The organism is Campylobacter sp. BCW_6889 (assembly GCF_001762535.1).
Classification (GTDB): Bacteria; Campylobacterota; Campylobacteria; order Campylobacterales; family Campylobacteraceae; genus Campylobacter_D; species Campylobacter_D jejuni.
The window spans coordinates 122,623-138,307 of sequence record NZ_MJWZ01000023.1 but is presented as its reverse complement, the minus strand read 5'-3'; the positions used below and the strand labels follow the sequence as shown (position 1 = coordinate 138,307).

Sequence of the window (15,685 nt, the reverse complement as noted above, 5' to 3'; positions counted from 1 at the left end):
AGAATTTATGGCTTATGAAGCAAGTTTAATAGAAAAAAAATGGCAAAAAATTTGGGATGAAAAGGAATATTTTGAGCCAAAAGATGATTTAAATTTGCCTAAAAAATATATTTTATCGATGTTTCCTTATCCTAGCGGACGCATTCACATGGGGCATGTAAGAAATTATACTATAGGTGATGCTTTAGCAAGATATTATCGCAAGATAGGTTTTAATGTTTTACATCCTATAGGTTTTGATAGTTTTGGTATGCCTGCTGAAAATGCAGCTATTAAACATAAAATTCATCCTAAGTCATGGACTTATGAAAATATAGCTTATATGAAAAAAGAACTTTTTTCTTTAGGTTTTTCTTTTTCTAAAAAAAGAATGCTTGCTACTTCAGATCCACTTTATACAAAATTTGAGCAAGAATTTTTTATTAAGATGTTTGAAAAAGGTTTGATTTACACTAAAGAAGCAAATGTAAATTGGTGTGAACAAGATCAAACGGTTTTGGCTAATGAGCAAGTTGAAGACGGAAAATGTTGGCGTTGTGGTCATGAAGTGGTGCAGAAAAAAATGCCAGGTTATTATGTAAAAATCACTGCTTATGCTGAGGAACTTTTAAAAGATTTAGAAGAATTAAAAGATAAATGGCCTAATCAAGTTTTAACTATGCAAGAAAATTGGATTGGTAAAAGCGAAGGTTTGGAATTTTCTTTAAATTTAGACGAAGAAAGCAAGCAAAAAACTAAAGAAAGTTCTTTAGAAGTTTTTACTACAAGAGCAGATACAATTTATGGAGTTTCGTATATCGCTTTAGCTCCAGAACATAAAATTGTTCAAAATTTGCTTTCGCAAAATTTATTAAATCAAGATGTATTAAATAAAATCAAAGCTATTCAAAATCAAAGCCCAAGAGAAAGACAAAGTTCTGAAAAAGAAGGTTATTTTTTAGGAATTTATGCCATTCATCCTTTAAGCGGAGAAAAAATTCCTTTATGGGTGGCTAATTTTGTCTTGGCTGATTATGGTAGTGGAGCGGTTATGGCTGTTCCAGCTCATGATGAAAGAGATTTTGAATTTGCAACAAAATATAATCTTGCCATCAAACAAGTTATTCAAACTCAAGAAAATTTACCTTATACGCAAAAATCAGGAAAATTAATCCATAGTCAAGAATTTGATAATCTTGATTGTAATGAGGCAAGATTAAAAATCATTTCTCAGTTTGAAGCTAAAAATATAGGAAAAAGGGTTGTAAATTTTAAAATTCGTGATTGGGGTGTTTCGCGTCAAAGATATTGGGGTGCGCCTATTCCTATGATTAAATGTCAAAGCTGTGGTATAGTACCTCAAAAACTAGAAAATTTACCTATTACTCTGCCTGAAGATGTGCAAATTACAGGAGAGGGCAATCCACTTGATAAACATCCAACTTGGAAAAATTGTATCTGTCCAAAATGTGGCAAAGAGGCTCAAAAAGAAAGCGATACTTTAGATACTTTTTTTGAAAGTTCTTGGTATTTTGCACGTTTTGCAAGTGATGAGAAAACTTGGCAGGAAAAAGCTTTAGATGAAAAAAGTGTAAAGTATTGGATGAGTGTGGATCAATATATAGGTGGTATTGAACATGCAATCTTGCATTTACTTTATGCGAGATTTTTCCAAAAAGCTTTAAGAGACTTGGGTTATTTAACGCAAAATGAACCTTTTGATAGACTTTTAACTCAGGGTATGGTGTTAAAAGATGGTGCTAAAATGTCAAAATCAAAAGGCAATGTTGTAGATCCTGATGAGATTATAGAAAAATACGGTGCTGATACCGCAAGACTTTTTATACTTTTTGCTGCGCCTCCGGCTAAAGAGCTTGAATGGAATGATGATGCTGTTGAAGGGGCTTATAGATTTATTTGCAAACTCTATGATAGGGCGCAAAATGTTAAAAAAGGTGAGCTTGTAGAATTAAAACAAGAAAATTTAAATAAAGAAGAAAAATATGCAAGATTAAAGGTATATGAAGCTTTGAAAAAATCCTTTGAAGTTTATCATCAAAGTTTTGCTTTCAATACTTTAATTGCAGCTTGTATGGAGGCTTTAAATGCTTTAGCGCTTTGTAAAAATGAAGCTTTGGAGCAAGAGGCTTTTTATATTATTTTAAATATTTTAGAGCCTATTATTCCTCATGTTTGTTTTGAGCTTAGCGAGGAGCTTTTTAAATGTAAAAATTTCAAAAAATTAGAACTTAAAGAAGAGGTTTTTGTAAAAGATACTTTAAATTTAGCTGTAAGTATTAATGGTAAAAAAAGGGCTGAATTTGAAATTTCAAGTAGTGCGAGCAAAGAAGAAATTTTAGCTTTTGCAAAAGAAAATACTGCTAAATGGCTTGAAGGTAAGAGTATAGTTAAAGAAATTTATGTGGAAGGAAAGCTAGTTAATCTAGTGATTAAATGAAAAAGATTTTAATTTTTTGTATAGGTTTATTTTTAGGTGCTTGTGGATATGTTCCTACATCAAAAATCGCTAATAATATTTTTGATGAGAAGGTTTATGTTAATGTTGAATTAAGTCAACAAGACCCAAAAAATAGTATCTATGTTGCCGATACTTTAAAAGAAATGGTAATTTCAAAATTAGGGCGTAAACTTGCTTTAAAACACGAGGCAGATGATGTAATTAATGTTAAAATGAATAATTTAGAATTTATTCCTTTAGCTTATGATAAAAATGGCTATGTTATTAGTTATAAAGCTAAATTAAATTTAGATTTTAATGTTGTCTTTAAAGATGGTTCAAGTCAGGCTTTTAGTACAAGTGGAAGTTATAATTTTGAAATTTCTCCAAATAGTATTATTAGTGATTCTGCAAGGTATGAGGCTATTCGAGCAGCTTCAAGCGAGGCATTTGATGAGTTTATTTCCGTAATTGCTATTAAAGGGCAAAAACGTGATTCCAAATACTAATGAAATAGCAAAGCAAACTTTAATTGCATTAAAAGAAAGAAAACTAAAACCAACTCCTGAAAATTATACGGAAATTTTTGAAGAATTATCTTTAAAATATGGTATCACAAGCTCAAATAAAGCTAAACTTGACAAATACAAAACCTTGCTTTTACCGATTTATCAACAAGAATTAAATTCTAAAACTATAAGAAGTTTAGAAGAACTAATTAGTTTTTTAATTTCTGTTTTAAATAGACAAAGCGGAAAACAATTTAGTGAATTTTTTGATTTTTTATATACTATATCTAAAACTTTGCAAATAAGTAAGGATAAAAAGATAAGAGATTTGGCTAAGGTGACTTCGATTAGAATTTCTAAAACTATGGATAGTGAAAGTATTTACTTGCTTACCAAAAAATGGAAAGAGCTTGAAAGAAATTATGATGAAAATAATTTAGAAGAACAAGCTCGTAAATATGGCATTAGTAAATATGATGATTATGATAGCGTGATTAAAAAACTCTTAGTTAAACTTGAAGAGCGTAGTTATGAGCACTTTAGTGAATTATTATGCTTGGGTTTAAATCCTTCATTGGTAGAAGATTTAAAAATTCAAGGTTTTATACAAAATTTAACACAAAAGCCTTTTGTAATAGGCGAAGAAAATTTTAAGAACGAATTAATGGAATTTATCAATCATCGCATAATGGTTGATAATATGTATGTCCAAAAAAATTTAAATTTTTTTAATGATAATCTAAAAAAAATCTATGAATTACTTGTTTTGCTTAATAAATCGAATGAAAAAAATATGGATTTTATCAATACCTTAAAACCAGATGAAAATGGGGAAGTAAAACTTAGTTTTGAGGATTTAAAACTAAAATTTAAACAACTTGGAGAAAAAATTACATCTTTAAATAATCAAATTGAATTCACGCAAAATTTGGAGGAGAGAGAGGCTTGGAGTGTTCTTAAAGAGCTTGATAAAATGGATGAAAATTTTAATAAGTATAAAGTTAATTATTCTTTAGCTTTATTTTCTATAGTAAATTACCGTTTCATTATGGAAAAATATGGTATGGGAAGTTTGAATGAAATTTTTGTTCGATTTAAAAAAATTTTAAAAGATTCTTGTAGCGAATTTGATGAACTGTGGATGATAGATGAAAAGAGTTATTTGATTGTTTCGCCAGGAAAAAGCAAAGATGAAATTACACAGCTTGTAAATACAAATCTTAAAACTATAGAAAATTTTAGATTTATTTATAAGCAAGATATTATAACCCCTAAAATTCACGTGGCTTATCTTGATAAGCAAAGTAAACCAAGTATTAATATTTTAGATGAGTTAATAAAGCAAATTGCAGCGGTTAATGAACAATATAATGAAAGTTGAGAATTTTTTAGCCCAAAAAAGCATAAATTACGATAAAATTGACCGTTTTTTGATGTTTAGAATGTATGAAAAATATAAGAAATGTTTTAAAAATATTCCTATAATTCAACTTATAGGCACAAACGGTAAAGGTAGCACGGGTAGATATTTAACCCAACTTTTAGAAAATTTAAATTATAAAATAGGGCATTATACTAGCCCGCACATTTTCAGTTTTAATGAAAGATTTTATCTTGATGGTAAGATTGCAAATGATAAAGAATTAGAACAAGCTCATATAAGACTTGAAGAAATTTTTAAACAAGACTTGCAAAAATTAAGTTATTTCGAATATGCTACTTTTTTAGCTATGATTTTATTTCAAAAATGCGATTTCATTGTTTTAGAAGCAGGGGTGGGTGGAGAATATGATGCTACTTCTGTTTTTGAAAGAAGAATGAATATTTTTACAAGAATTGGATTTGACCATGTTCAAATTTTGGGTAATTCTTTAGAAGATATTGCAAGAACCAAGCTTAAAATTATGGCACCTATAGCGCTTATAAGTGATGAGCAAGAGCAAAATGTTTTAAATTTAGCAAAAAAAATTGCTTTTTTAAAAAAAGCTGATTTGCAAGTTTCTTCCTTAAATCCTTTTTTGAAAGAAAATTTTGAGATTTATTGTAAAAAGTTTGTTTTACCTTATTTTTTAAAGCATAATTTAAAGCTTGCATTAAAGGCTTGTGAAATTTTAACTTCGCAAGAAAAAACCTTAGAAGCTTTAAAAAAGTTACAAGAGTTAAATTTACAAGGAAGATGCCAAGAAATTTCTCCAAATTTTTTTGTTGATGTGGGTCATAATCCCATGGCTGCTAAGGCTATGCTTGATAAATTTCAAGGAGAAAAAATAAATCTTATTTATAATGCTTATTTAGATAAGGATATTTTTCAAATTTTAAATGCATTAAAGCCTATTATTGATACAATACAAATATATAAATATAAAAGTGCAGAACGAAAGCTGGCTGATGATGAAATTTATAGTATTGCATCAAAGCTAGGCATACAATGTAAAGAATTTGTAAAATTAGAAGAAAATAAAAAAAATCTAGTTTTTGGCTCTTTTATGCTGGTAGAAAATTTTTTAAAGGAGTGGTGTGGTAAAAAATAAATTCACTATTACCATTACAGATATTAACGGTTCAAGACATTTTTATTTAAATCAAATAATCAAAAAAATAGTTTTTTATACTATTGCTTTTATTGTTTTATTTTTAGTTTTTAGTGGTTTTTATATCAAATATCTCGATAGCAAACTTAGTGATATCAGTGAAAAGCGTGAGGAGCTTTTGAAAAAAAGTAAAGAATTGGAATTATCTAATTCGCAAATGCAAAAAAGCATAGAAGAAAAAACTCAGCAGTATGCAGCTATAGAAGATAAAATAGCTTCTTTTGAAGAGGCTTTGGGCTTAGAAGCAGAAAATAATCTTACAATTAGTGCAAGACTTGATAATCTTCAGCTTACCAATGAGCAGCAACTTGGAATTTTGGGACAAATTCCTAATGGATGGCCTATTGAAAATAAAGGTATTACGGGAAATTTTGGCTGGAGAGAGCATCCGCTTTTAAAAAGAAGGGAATTTCATCCTGGCATTGATTTAAGAGCAGAAATTGGTACTCCTATTTATGCACCAGCAAGTGGAGTGGTGGAATTTTCAGGTTATAATGATAATGGCTATGGTTATAATGTAATTTTATTGCATAATTTTGGTTTTAAAACAGTATTTGCTCATATGATGCGCAAAGAAGTAGTCAAAGCGGGTCAATTTGTTAATAAAGGGCAGTTGATAGGTTATAGTGGCAATACAGGTCTTTCTACGGGGCCGCATTTGCACTATGAGGTAAGGTTTATTAATAAAACTTTAGAACCTTTGTATTTTTTAAATTTGCAAAGAAAAAATATGAATGATTTTTTTAATCAAGAAAGGAGAGTTCCATGGCAATCTTTAATAAAGGCGGTATCAGCCCAACATCCAGCTCTAGCTCAGAAACAACAGTAATTTCTTCAGGTGCGAGAATTGAGGGTAAATTTTATTTTGCTTCTATGCTTCATGTTGATGGAGAGTTAAGTGGTATTATTCATTCTGAAAGTATTGTAGTTATCGGAAAAAATGGAAATTTAAAAGGTGAATTACAAGCAGATAAAATTGTAGTAAATGGGTATTTTGAAGGGCAGCTTGAGGCTAATAGTTTAGAAATTTTAGCAGGCGGAGTTGTTAATGGCGATATTTCAACGCAAAAAATTTCTATAGAAAATGGCGGTCGCTTTAATGGAACTAGTAAAATTAAAGAAGATACTATCAAACTTATTGAAAATAACAACGAAGAATAATGCAAGCTTCATTTTATGAATACCTACAAAATCCAAAAATTTGTGAACTTTTGCTTTGTAAAGATGAAAAACAAGCAGATTTACTTGCTCAAGTTTCACGATTTAAGGGTTTAAAAACCTTTGTTTTACCTGATTTTAGAGCGCAGTTTGGAGATGATTTAAGGGCTTTTTCCAAAGAACTTTTTGATCTTTGCAAGATTTTAAATGCTTATCATAAAGAAGAAGAAAAAAAAATCCTTATTTCTCCTTTAAATACTGTTTTAAAAAAACTTCCTTCAAAAAAACATTTACAAAATTATCATATCGATAAAAAACAAAATTTTGATTTGAAATGTTTTGAAGATGAAATTTCAAGATTGGGATACGAATTTGTAGATATAGTTCAGGATAAAGGTGAAATTTCAATTCGTGCGGATATTATTGATATTTTTTGTATCAATGAAGAAAATCCTATTAGAATTTTACTTTTTGGCGAAGAGATTGAAAGCATAAGATATTTTGATTTGCAAAGTCAAAAGTCTATTCCTAATGAACTAGAATATTTTGAAATTTGTCCTTTTTTAAAATATTTTGACAAAGAAAATTATGAAATTTTTAAGGACAAATTAGAAGATTTTCAAAGCGATACTTTAATACATGATATTAATTCTTTAGGATTTTGGTGTATTGATGATTTTTTTGATTATTTAGAACTTGATTTTTTAGCTTGTGAAAAGTTTGATATTAATGAATATGAAAAAGATATAAGTTTTGTGAATGCAAAAATTTTACCTCAAGCTAAAAAATTTAAAGAATTGCAAAGTTCTTACAATAAAGATTTTTTTGAATTTCATAAAAATAAAAAAATCACACTTTTAGCTAAAAATGAAGCTTTGTTTAAAGCTTTGGAGCTTGAAGATACTCAAAATATCCATTTTGTAAAAAGTGATTTAAGGCTTAATCTTATTAGTCCTGAAGAGCTAATCATTTCTTTAAATCAAAAAGAAAAACAAAAAACAAGAAAAAAAGCTAGTTTGATTATAGATGAGCTTAAAAATGGGGATTATATAGTGCACGAAGATTATGGAGTGGGCAAATTTTTAGGTCTTGAGATGATAGTGATAAGCGGAGCAAAAAAAGAGTTTGTTGCTATAGAGTATCAAAATTCTGATAAGCTTTTATTACCAGTGGAAAATCTTTATTTGATTGATAAATATTTGGGTGTGAGTGGATCTATTCCAAGCTTAGATAAACTAGGTAAAACAAGCTTTATTAAACTTAAAGAAAAATTAAAGACTAAACTTTTAGCCATAGCTTCTGAAATTGTTATTATGGCGGCTAAAAGATCTTTGGTGCAAGCAAAAAAAATTACAGTGGATTTAAATAGACAAGCTGATTTTATAACTAGTGCAGGTTTTATTTATACAAGCGATCAAGAGAAAGCTTGTCATGAAATTTTGCAAGATTTTCAAAGTGGAAAAGTTATGGATAGGCTTTTAAGCGGTGATGTGGGTTTTGGAAAAACAGAAGTTGCCATGAATGCTATTTATCCAGTGGTTAAAAGTGGATTTTGTGCATTTTTATTTGCGCCTACAACTTTGCTTTCTCATCAGCATTATAAAACCTTAAAAAAGCGTTTTGATCCTTTTGATATAAAGGTTTTTAAACTGGATCGCTTTACAAGTAGTGCAGAAAAAAAACAAGTTTTACAAAATTTAAAAGAAAATAAAGCTTGTGTAGTTGTAGGAACTCATGCGCTTTTAAGTGTAGAATGTGAAAATTTAGCTCTTGTTATTATTGATGAAGAGCATAAATTTGGAGTGAAGCAAAAAGAAAAGCTTAAAGAAATCACTCAAAATTCACATATTTTATCCATGTCAGCAACCCCTATACCAAGAAGCTTAAATCAAGCTTTAAGTTCTATAAAATCTTATAGTGTTTTACAAACTCCACCAGAAGATAGAATGGATGTAAGAACTTTTGTCAAAGAAAATGATGACGCACTTTTAAAAGAAGCTATAGCAAGAGAGTTAAGACGTGGTGGGCAAATTTTTTATATTCATAATCATATTGCAAGTATAGAGCAGTGTAAAAAACATTTATTAGAACTTTTTTCTACTTTGCGTATTTTGATTTTACATTCTAAAATCGATGCCAAGGTGCAAGAAGAAGAAATGTTGAAATTTGAAAACAAAGAATATGATTTGCTTTTAAGTACCTCTATCGTAGAAAGTGGGATTGATTTACCTAATGCAAATACTATCATAGTAGAAAAAAGCGATCGTTTTGGTATGGCTGATTTGCACCAATTGCGTGGGCGTGTAGGAAGAAGTGATAAGCAAGGTTATTGTTATTTTTTAATCGAAGATAAAAATGCTATCACAAAAGATGCTTTAAAGCGTCTAGTTTCTTTAGAAAGTAATTCTTTTTTAGGCGCAGGTTCTGTTTTGGCTTATCATGATCTTGAAATTCGTGGCGGTGGAAATTTATTAGGCGTAGATCAAAGTGGACATATCGAGCAAATTGGATATAGTTTATATCTTAAAATGTTAGAAGATGAACTTAATGCTTTAAGTAAAAATGAAGTGGATCAAAAAGAAAATAAACTTGATTTAAAACTCAATGTTAATGCCTTTTTAAATAGTGAGCTTATCAGCGAAGATCGCTTAAGATTAGAACTTTATAGAAGACTTAGCAAGTGTGAGCAAGTTCATGAGGTTTATGAGATCGAAGGTGAAATTGAAGATCGCTTTGGAAAACTTGATGTTTATACTAAGCAATTTTTATCTTTGATTATTATTAAAATTTTAGCTTTAAATAAATTTAAAAGTATTAGCAACTATGAGCAAAATATTCAATTTACTGCTTTAAATGATGAAAAAGAACTCATCAAAGCAAAAAGCAAAGACGATGATGATATTTTAGAGGCAATTTTAACGCATTTAAGAAAGGCTTAAAATGGATTGGAATAAAACTTATGCAGCAATTTATAGAGCAAGAAAAGACTATTTAAAGCCTATTTTTGAAATCGATCCTATTGCTTTAAAAGATTTAGTAGGTATGGAAAAACAAAAAAAAGCACTTTATGAAAATACTTTAAATTTCATTCAAAACAAAGGGGCAAATCACGCACTTTTATGGGGATCTAAGGGTACTGGAAAATCAAGTTTAATTAAGGCTATATTTAACGAATTTAAAGATCAGGGCTTAAGACTTGTTGAATTAAATAAAGAAGATTTATTTGCCTTAGCAGATATCATCGATGAAATCAGATTAGAAAATTTTAAATTCATACTTTTTTGTGATGATTTTTCTTTTGAGAAGGGAGATGATAGTTATAAATTTTTAAAACCTTTACTTGAGGGAAGCATAGAAAAAGCCCCAAATAATGTAATTATTTATGCGAGTTCAAATCGTAGGCATTTATTAAGTGAAAGCATTGCTGATAATCTTGATACGCAAATTGCACATACAGAACTTCATTTAAGCGATGCTGCTGAAGAAAGATTAAGCTTGAGTGATAGATTTGGTTTGTGGTTAAGTTTTTATCAAGGAAATTTAGAAGAGTATTTAAAGATGATAGATTTTTATTTTAAAGATTATTCTTGTGATAAAGAGCTTTTACACGCTAAAGCTAAAGAATTTACTACTCTAAGAGCAAGTAGAAGTGGTCGTACTGCAAAGCAATTTTATTTGGCTTTTAAGGAGAATTTTAAATGACTGGAGCGCAAATTTTTACCAAGCTTTTAAATTTGGATTTAAATTATCATGATTTTGATTGGCTTGAAAATCAAGGATTGAGTGAATTTGAGCTTTTAATTTCTGTGATTTTAACTCAAAATACAAATTGGAAAAATGTCTTAAAAGCTTTAGACAATTTAAAAAAAGAAAATATTGCAAGCTTAGAACAAATCAATACTTTATCCAATTTAGAACTTGCAACTTTAATTAAGCCTAGCGGATTTTACAACACCAAAGCCAAGCGTTTAAAAGGCTTGGTAGAAAGTATCATAAACACTTATAAAAATTTAGAAAATTTTAAAACAAATGTAAGCAGAGAATGGCTTTTAAATATCAAAGGTTTAGGTTTTGAAAGTGTTGATGGTATTTTAAGCTATCTTTGTAAAAGAGAGATTTTGGTTGTAGATAGCTATAGTTTGCGTTTGGCTTTTTACTTAGGTTATGAGTTTGAAAATTATGAAGAATTAAGAGAATTTTTTCAAAGTGGCATAGAAAGTGAGCAAGAAAATTTGTGTAAAATTTTAGGAAAAAAATGCGAACTTTACGAACTTTATCAAATTTTTCATGCTTTGATCGTAGCTTTTGCAAAACAGAGTTTTAAAGGACAAAAATTAAGCCCTAAGGGTGAAGAATGGATTAAAATTTTAAAGGAAGATTTATGAAAGCAAAAGGAAGTGAACTTATACCTGTTTTAACTATAGCAGGGAGTGATTGTAGTGGTGGAGCAGGGATACAAGCCGATCTTAAAACCTTTAGTGCACACAATCTTTTTGGTATGAGTGTGGTTTTAAGTGTGGTAGCTGAAAATACCGCAAGGGTGATTTCTGTACACGATATACCTACTCAAAGCGTGGACGAACAAATGCTTGCCGTGTTTGAAGATATAGCGCCAAAGGCAACTAAAATCGGAATGATAGGTTCTTGTGAATTAATGAGCTGTGTAGCTAAAAATTTAAGCGAGTTTAAACCTCAAAATATAGTGATTGATCCTGTAATGTTTGCTAAAAATGGTTATGCTTTAATGCCTCAAGAAAATTGTGATTTTTTCAAACAAACCATAGTAAAATTTGCAGACATTCTTACGCCTAATATTCCTGAAGCAGAGTTTTTATGTGGTTTTAAGATTGCCAATGAAGAGCAGATGATAAAGGCAGCTAAGCATTTATGTAGCTTGGGATCTAAGGCGGTTTTACTTAAAGGCGGACATAGTGAAGAAAATGCCAATGATGTGCTTTATGATGGAAAAGAAATTTATATTTTAAAAGGCGAACGCATAGAAACTAAAAATACTCATGGTACAGGTTGTACGCTTTCTTCGGCTATTGCTAGTAATTTAGCTAAGGGCAAGGATTTATTTCACGCCGTTAGTGAAGCTAAAGAATATGTAAGAAATGCGATTTATTATTCACTCAATCTTGGAAAAGGTTGTGGTCCTACAAATCATTTTTTCAAGTTTTTAGATGAAAAATAAATTAGATCTTAGTCTTTATCTAGTTGCTTCTCAGGGAAATAAAAGCGAGGAGTGTTTTTTAAATACTTTAGAAAATGCTATAAAAGGCGGAGTAAGTATCATACAACTTCGTGAAAAAGAGCTTAATGCAAGAGAATTTTATAAACTAGGTTTAAAAGTACAAAAACTTTGCAAGGCTTATAAAATACCTTTTTTAATTAACGATAGAGTGGACATAGCTTTAGCTTTAGATGCTGATGGGGTGCATTTAGGGCAGGAAGATTTAGAAGTAAAACTAGCTAGAAAGCTTTTGGGAGATGAAAAAATCATAGGCTTAAGCCTTAAAAAGCTAGAACAACTTGAGTTCATACAGGGAGCAAATTATCTAGGTTGTGGAGCCATTAAGACAACACCTACTAAAGAAAGTTCGCTTTTAAGCCTTGAGCTTTTAAGTCAAATTTGTGATAAAAGTCCTATAGGGGTTGTAGCTATAGGAGGGGTTGATAAAGCAGTGCTTGATGAGTTAAAGGGTATAAATTTAAGCGGCGTGGCTGTGGTTAGGGCGATCATGGATGCTAAAGATGCTTTTTTGGCAGCTAAAGAGTTAAAGCGTAAAATCTATGAAAATTTACCTTTTAAATGAAACTCCTTTTAAAGGGGTGGAAAATCTTATTTTAAATGAGATTATTTTTTACGATTTTAGTGTGGATTTAAGTTTATATGATGCTTTAATCTGCACCTCAAAAAATGCTTTAAAAGCTTTACAACATGCAAAAATCACTTTAAATTTTAAACTCAATTTATACGCTGTAGGACAAAGTACAGCTCAATACGCTAAAAATTTAGGTTTTAAAAAGATTAAAATTCCATCAAAGGCTTATGGAAAAGATCTTTTTCTTGAATTTAAAGAGGAATTAAAAACGCAAAAATGTTTGTATTTAAGGGCTAAAAATATTGTTTCAACTTTAAATTTGGATCTTAAAAATGTAGGTGTGGATTTAGATGAAGTGATTGTTTATGAAAATGTTTTTAAAAAAGGTGACAAAAAACTTACTCATCCTGCTATTTTTATATTTACCTCTCCTTTAAGTGTAGAAAATTTTTTAAAATTTTATAGCTTAAAAGAAGAAGATAAGGTTGTAGTTATAGGACAAAGCACAGCAAAGAAGCTTTTAAATTTTAAAAATCTTTATATATGCGAAAATCAAAGTCTTTTAGAGTGTGTTAAGCTTGCTAAGACTTTGGTTTAATTTTTTAAATTCCAAAAATTTTCTTTGGGATAAATAATAATGCTTTTTGTGAGTAAAATTTCATCATTGACGTTTTTATCACGATTTAAAGCAATGCTAATGTGGGCTATAATAACACCATCTTTGCTTAAATTTGCATCGGGATTGAAGTTGGAAAATTTAAAATTAACACATTGTGCAATAGGATAAAAATATTTTATTTTAATCAAAGCTTTTGTGTAATTAAAATATATATTATCTAAACATTCTTTATTTTCTTGCTTTGCTTGATATAAAAAATATTTAGAAAATTGTGTTGCATTATGACTTAAAATTTGAGCTTGAAGGTAGTAATAACTATCTTGGATTATTTTTGGAGTGTAGCTAGATATGTTTAAGGTCAAGCTCATCCATAGACTTATTAGTAATATTAAAAAAATTGTCCAAATTAAAACATAAGCTTTTTTCATAGTAAAATTCTTTTTTCAAGGCAATATTTTGTTTGTCTTTTTAGGCAAATTTTTAATTTATTGTTTTGCAGGTTAAATGAGCTTATGTTTTTAGAAATTAATCCTTGTTGGTTTAATTGTCCATTAAATTTTGGCTTTATTTCATATATAAGTTCTCCATTTTGCAATTTGATAACTAATTGAGCTTGCAAAGGAATAAAACTACCTGTAAAATTTGCAGATATACCATTTTCTAAGATGAATATTTTTTCAACCTTATTAATTTTATAAGCATAGCCAATATGTTCATTGTCATTATATAAATCTTTTCTGTTTTGGAGTTGTGTTTTAAAATCAGAATGAGGTGAATAAAGTGTATGATTATTTTCTAAAATAAGAGCAGAATTAATAAGATAAAGTTTATTATCTTTTAGGCTAATTAACTCATCTTTTAAAAGACATTTTAATGTATTTTGTGAAAATGTAATATTAATACAATTTTGTATTAATTTTTCTATTTTAAGCAAGTTTAAATGTGTTTGAGTGATAAGATTGTTTGTATGTAAAGCAGTGAAATTTAAATGATAAAAATCCATTAAAGGTTTTGAAAGTAAGCTAGCTATAAAAGTAAAAAGTATTAGCGATAATATAAGTTCAAAAAGTGTAAAAGCTTTGCTCATTCTTTAAAATAAACACTATAATTTTGATCTTGAAAATATAATTTTTGAAATTGAAATATACCATCATTAACAAACTGTTCTTGTAAAATTATAGGTTTTAAGGCTGAAGTTTGAAGTATGATGGTTTTAAAAATGGGCTTTTCATATAATTCTTCTTGAAGTCTATAGAGTCTTTCAAAAATATTTAAATTTTCATAGTTTTTGTAAAGTTGAGTATAATAATAAAAAATGCCAATGAAAATTAAAGATATGATCGTTATAGCACTAATACTTTCTATAAGTATGAAAGCCTTTTTCATTTAGCGCTGCTAGCATTTATGGCTTCAAAAAAACTTCCGCGAATTGCTTTTTGTTCGAGTATTTTTATGCCTTTTATTGTAACTCCGCCAGGAGAGCAAATATTTTCTTTGATAATAGCTGGATGTTCATGTTCTAGTAAAGCACTAGAGCTTTTAAATAAAGAGCGCGTAAGATTGAGACTAAGTTCTTTTGACAAACCTTCATAAACTCCAGCATTAGCAATACTTTCTGCTATAAGTGCTAAAAAAGCAGGAGCGCAGCCGCTAATCGCCATAGCTGCATTCATTTGTATTTCATTATCTAATTTATAAGCCGAGCCAAAAGTTTTTAAAATGTCTAAAATTTCATTTTCAAAATGAGAGTTTTTAAGTATATATGGTGTGGTTGAAGCCTTATATTTAGCTGCTGTATTAGGCATTATTCTAACATAATTTTGAGCTTTGATGGTTTGTAGTTTTTCAAAATCAACATTGGCTAAAACAGAGATTAAGATACGTGCTTGTCCTTTTAGCATTTGAGCAATATTTTCTAAAGCATAGGGTTTAAATGCTAAAATAACATCTTTACCTTCTATGTTAAAATCTTTGTAAAGTAAGGTTTTAAAGCCTTCTTTGGTGAGGGCTTGAAGTTTTTCTATACTTCTTCCTACTATACAAATTTCATAATCATCTTTTAATCCATAGGCTAAGGCTGTTGCCATAGCTCCATTTGCAAGTATATAGAGCATTATTTTTTAATATAATTAGCAATTTGATCAGCTTGAAAAAAGTCCGGATAATTAACTGTATCTAGTATCACTTGTACCATAGTATTATTATCAAGATTAATGACTACTGGAGCTAGAAAATTCACTGTCGATTCTTCAATGCTTTTTGCTATGGCTACTATATTAAAAATTTTCATATTAGATTCAGGTGTTAAAGAAAGAAGCTCTTGATAATAAGTTGGTATATCAAATTCATAATCAGGTCTAATTAAATAAGGATTAATTAAAACAAAAGAAAAGTCTTTACCATCAAGACTTTTAAGTCTTACAAATACTTCATCGATAGTTGAAAATTCCATATTTTTGGTTTCTTCAAAACCTAAGATAGGGCATTTAACAGCTAGGGTCATGTTTTCTCCTCAAGTTATAATGTTTAATATTTTAACATAAAAT

General features: G+C 29.1%; 17 protein-coding genes. 12 read left to right on the top strand and 5 right to left on the bottom strand.

Features of this window, described 5'->3' with window-relative positions:
• Positions 1 to 7 precede the first annotated feature (7 nt).
• The 12 genes from leuS to AJ939_RS02470 are packed head-to-tail and all read left to right on the top strand — an operon-like array spanning position 8 to position 13,118.
• Positions 8 to 2,437, top strand: coding sequence for a leucine--tRNA ligase (gene leuS, locus AJ939_RS02525; protein ID WP_070233051.1), 2,430 nt, complete (start codon positions 8 to 10; stop codon positions 2,435 to 2,437).
• Positions 2,434 to 2,946 (top strand): LPS assembly lipoprotein LptE, encoded by a 513-nt coding sequence (gene lptE, locus AJ939_RS02520; RefSeq protein ID WP_002860199.1) that lies wholly within the window; start codon positions 2,434 to 2,436, stop codon positions 2,944 to 2,946. Before leuS ends, lptE begins: the two co-directional genes overlap by 4 nt.
• A complete protein-coding gene (locus AJ939_RS02515) occupies positions 2,930 to 4,327 on the top strand; it encodes a hypothetical protein (RefSeq protein WP_070233053.1) in 1,398 nt (465 codons plus the stop codon). The genes lptE and AJ939_RS02515 overlap by 17 nt, the downstream gene beginning before the upstream one ends.
• Entirely contained in the window at positions 4,293 to 5,477 is a 1,185-nt protein-coding gene (locus tag AJ939_RS02510; RefSeq protein WP_074470034.1) for a folylpolyglutamate synthase/dihydrofolate synthase family protein, read from the top strand. The genes AJ939_RS02515 and AJ939_RS02510 overlap by 35 nt, the downstream gene beginning before the upstream one ends.
• Complete coding sequence (locus AJ939_RS02505; protein ID WP_044780205.1) at positions 5,464 to 6,366, top strand: M23 family metallopeptidase; 903 nt, start codon at positions 5,464 to 5,466, stop codon at positions 6,364 to 6,366. Before AJ939_RS02510 ends, AJ939_RS02505 begins: the two co-directional genes overlap by 14 nt.
• Positions 6,303 to 6,698 carry a polymer-forming cytoskeletal protein gene (locus AJ939_RS02500; RefSeq protein ID WP_002868630.1) on the top strand — a complete coding sequence of 132 codons (396 nt, stop codon included), beginning with the start codon at positions 6,303 to 6,305 and terminating at the stop codon, positions 6,696 to 6,698. Before AJ939_RS02505 ends, AJ939_RS02500 begins: the two co-directional genes overlap by 64 nt.
• Entirely contained in the window at positions 6,698 to 9,634 is a 2,937-nt protein-coding gene (locus AJ939_RS02495) for a DEAD/DEAH box helicase (protein WP_070233057.1), read from the top strand. The genes AJ939_RS02500 and AJ939_RS02495 overlap by 1 nt, the downstream gene beginning before the upstream one ends.
• 1 nt (position 9,635) lies before the next feature.
• On the top strand, positions 9,636 to 10,397 hold the full coding sequence (locus AJ939_RS02490; protein ID WP_070233059.1) for an ATP-binding protein: 762 nt from the start codon (positions 9,636 to 9,638) through the stop codon (positions 10,395 to 10,397).
• The gene (locus AJ939_RS02485) at positions 10,394 to 11,080 is read left to right on the top strand and encodes an endonuclease III domain-containing protein (RefSeq protein WP_070233061.1); all 687 of its coding nucleotides are present in this window, start codon (positions 10,394 to 10,396) and stop codon (positions 11,078 to 11,080) included. The genes AJ939_RS02490 and AJ939_RS02485 overlap by 4 nt, the downstream gene beginning before the upstream one ends.
• The gene (thiD, locus tag AJ939_RS02480) at positions 11,077 to 11,889 is read left to right on the top strand and encodes a bifunctional hydroxymethylpyrimidine kinase/phosphomethylpyrimidine kinase (protein ID WP_070233063.1); all 813 of its coding nucleotides are present in this window, start codon (positions 11,077 to 11,079) and stop codon (positions 11,887 to 11,889) included. The genes AJ939_RS02485 and thiD overlap by 4 nt, the downstream gene beginning before the upstream one ends.
• On the top strand, positions 11,879 to 12,511 hold the full coding sequence (gene thiE / locus AJ939_RS02475) for a thiamine phosphate synthase (protein WP_070233065.1): 633 nt from the start codon (positions 11,879 to 11,881) through the stop codon (positions 12,509 to 12,511). The genes thiD and thiE overlap by 11 nt, the downstream gene beginning before the upstream one ends.
• Positions 12,489 to 13,118 (top strand): uroporphyrinogen-III synthase, encoded by a 630-nt coding sequence (locus AJ939_RS02470; RefSeq protein WP_002880802.1) that lies wholly within the window; start codon positions 12,489 to 12,491, stop codon positions 13,116 to 13,118. Before thiE ends, AJ939_RS02470 begins: the two co-directional genes overlap by 23 nt.
• Here the strand turns inward: AJ939_RS02470 and AJ939_RS02465 are convergent.
• From AJ939_RS02465 to fliW, 5 genes are read right to left on the bottom strand one after another with little or no spacing between them, the layout of a single operon-like run.
• Positions 13,115 to 13,567 carry a hypothetical protein gene (locus tag AJ939_RS02465; RefSeq protein WP_002859148.1) on the bottom strand — a complete coding sequence of 151 codons (453 nt, stop codon included), beginning with the start codon at positions 13,565 to 13,567 and terminating at the stop codon, positions 13,115 to 13,117. The two genes, AJ939_RS02470 and AJ939_RS02465, sit on opposite strands and share 4 nt — an antisense overlap.
• Complete coding sequence (locus AJ939_RS02460) at positions 13,564 to 14,226, bottom strand: hypothetical protein (protein ID WP_044779158.1); 663 nt, start codon at positions 14,224 to 14,226, stop codon at positions 13,564 to 13,566. The genes AJ939_RS02465 and AJ939_RS02460 overlap by 4 nt, the downstream gene beginning before the upstream one ends.
• Positions 14,223 to 14,525 carry a transformation system protein gene (locus AJ939_RS02455; protein WP_044779159.1) on the bottom strand — a complete coding sequence of 101 codons (303 nt, stop codon included), beginning with the start codon at positions 14,523 to 14,525 and terminating at the stop codon, positions 14,223 to 14,225. Before AJ939_RS02455 ends, AJ939_RS02460 begins: the two co-directional genes overlap by 4 nt.
• On the bottom strand, positions 14,522 to 15,253 hold the full coding sequence (locus AJ939_RS02450) for a pyrroline-5-carboxylate reductase (RefSeq protein WP_044779160.1): 732 nt from the start codon (positions 15,251 to 15,253) through the stop codon (positions 14,522 to 14,524). The genes AJ939_RS02455 and AJ939_RS02450 overlap by 4 nt, the downstream gene beginning before the upstream one ends.
• Positions 15,253 to 15,642, bottom strand: coding sequence for a flagellar assembly protein FliW (gene fliW, locus AJ939_RS02445; RefSeq protein ID WP_002852982.1), 390 nt, complete (start codon positions 15,640 to 15,642; stop codon positions 15,253 to 15,255). Before fliW ends, AJ939_RS02450 begins: the two co-directional genes overlap by 1 nt.
• Between the last annotated feature and the right edge of the window lie 43 nt (positions 15,643 to 15,685).

Excerpts from the sequence above, each read along its gene's own strand:
- leuS (WP_070233051.1), top strand. The coding sequence starts at position 8 with ATGGCTTATGAAGCAAGTTTAATAGAAAAAAAATGGCAAAAAATTTGG.
- lptE (WP_002860199.1), top strand. The coding sequence starts at position 2,434 with ATGAAAAAGATTTTAATTTTTTGTATAGGTTTATTTTTAGGTGCTTGT.
- AJ939_RS02500 (WP_002868630.1), top strand. The coding sequence starts at position 6,303 with ATGGCAATCTTTAATAAAGGCGGTATCAGCCCAACATCCAGCTCTAGC.
- AJ939_RS02495 (WP_070233057.1), top strand. The coding sequence starts at position 6,698 with ATGCAAGCTTCATTTTATGAATACCTACAAAATCCAAAAATTTGTGAA.
- AJ939_RS02490 (WP_070233059.1), top strand. The coding sequence starts at position 9,636 with ATGGATTGGAATAAAACTTATGCAGCAATTTATAGAGCAAGAAAAGAC.
- AJ939_RS02485 (WP_070233061.1), top strand. The coding sequence starts at position 10,394 with ATGACTGGAGCGCAAATTTTTACCAAGCTTTTAAATTTGGATTTAAAT.
- thiD (WP_070233063.1), top strand. The coding sequence starts at position 11,077 with ATGAAAGCAAAAGGAAGTGAACTTATACCTGTTTTAACTATAGCAGGG.
- thiE (WP_070233065.1), top strand. The coding sequence starts at position 11,879 with ATGAAAAATAAATTAGATCTTAGTCTTTATCTAGTTGCTTCTCAGGGA.
- AJ939_RS02470 (WP_002880802.1), top strand. The coding sequence starts at position 12,489 with ATGAAAATTTACCTTTTAAATGAAACTCCTTTTAAAGGGGTGGAAAAT.
- AJ939_RS02465 (WP_002859148.1), bottom strand. The coding sequence starts at position 13,567 with ATGAAAAAAGCTTATGTTTTAATTTGGACAATTTTTTTAATATTACTA.
- AJ939_RS02460 (WP_044779158.1), bottom strand. The coding sequence starts at position 14,226 with ATGAGCAAAGCTTTTACACTTTTTGAACTTATATTATCGCTAATACTT.
- AJ939_RS02455 (WP_044779159.1), bottom strand. The coding sequence starts at position 14,525 with ATGAAAAAGGCTTTCATACTTATAGAAAGTATTAGTGCTATAACGATC.
- AJ939_RS02450 (WP_044779160.1), bottom strand. The coding sequence starts at position 15,253 with ATGCTCTATATACTTGCAAATGGAGCTATGGCAACAGCCTTAGCCTAT.
- fliW (WP_002852982.1), bottom strand. The coding sequence starts at position 15,642 with ATGACCCTAGCTGTTAAATGCCCTATCTTAGGTTTTGAAGAAACCAAA.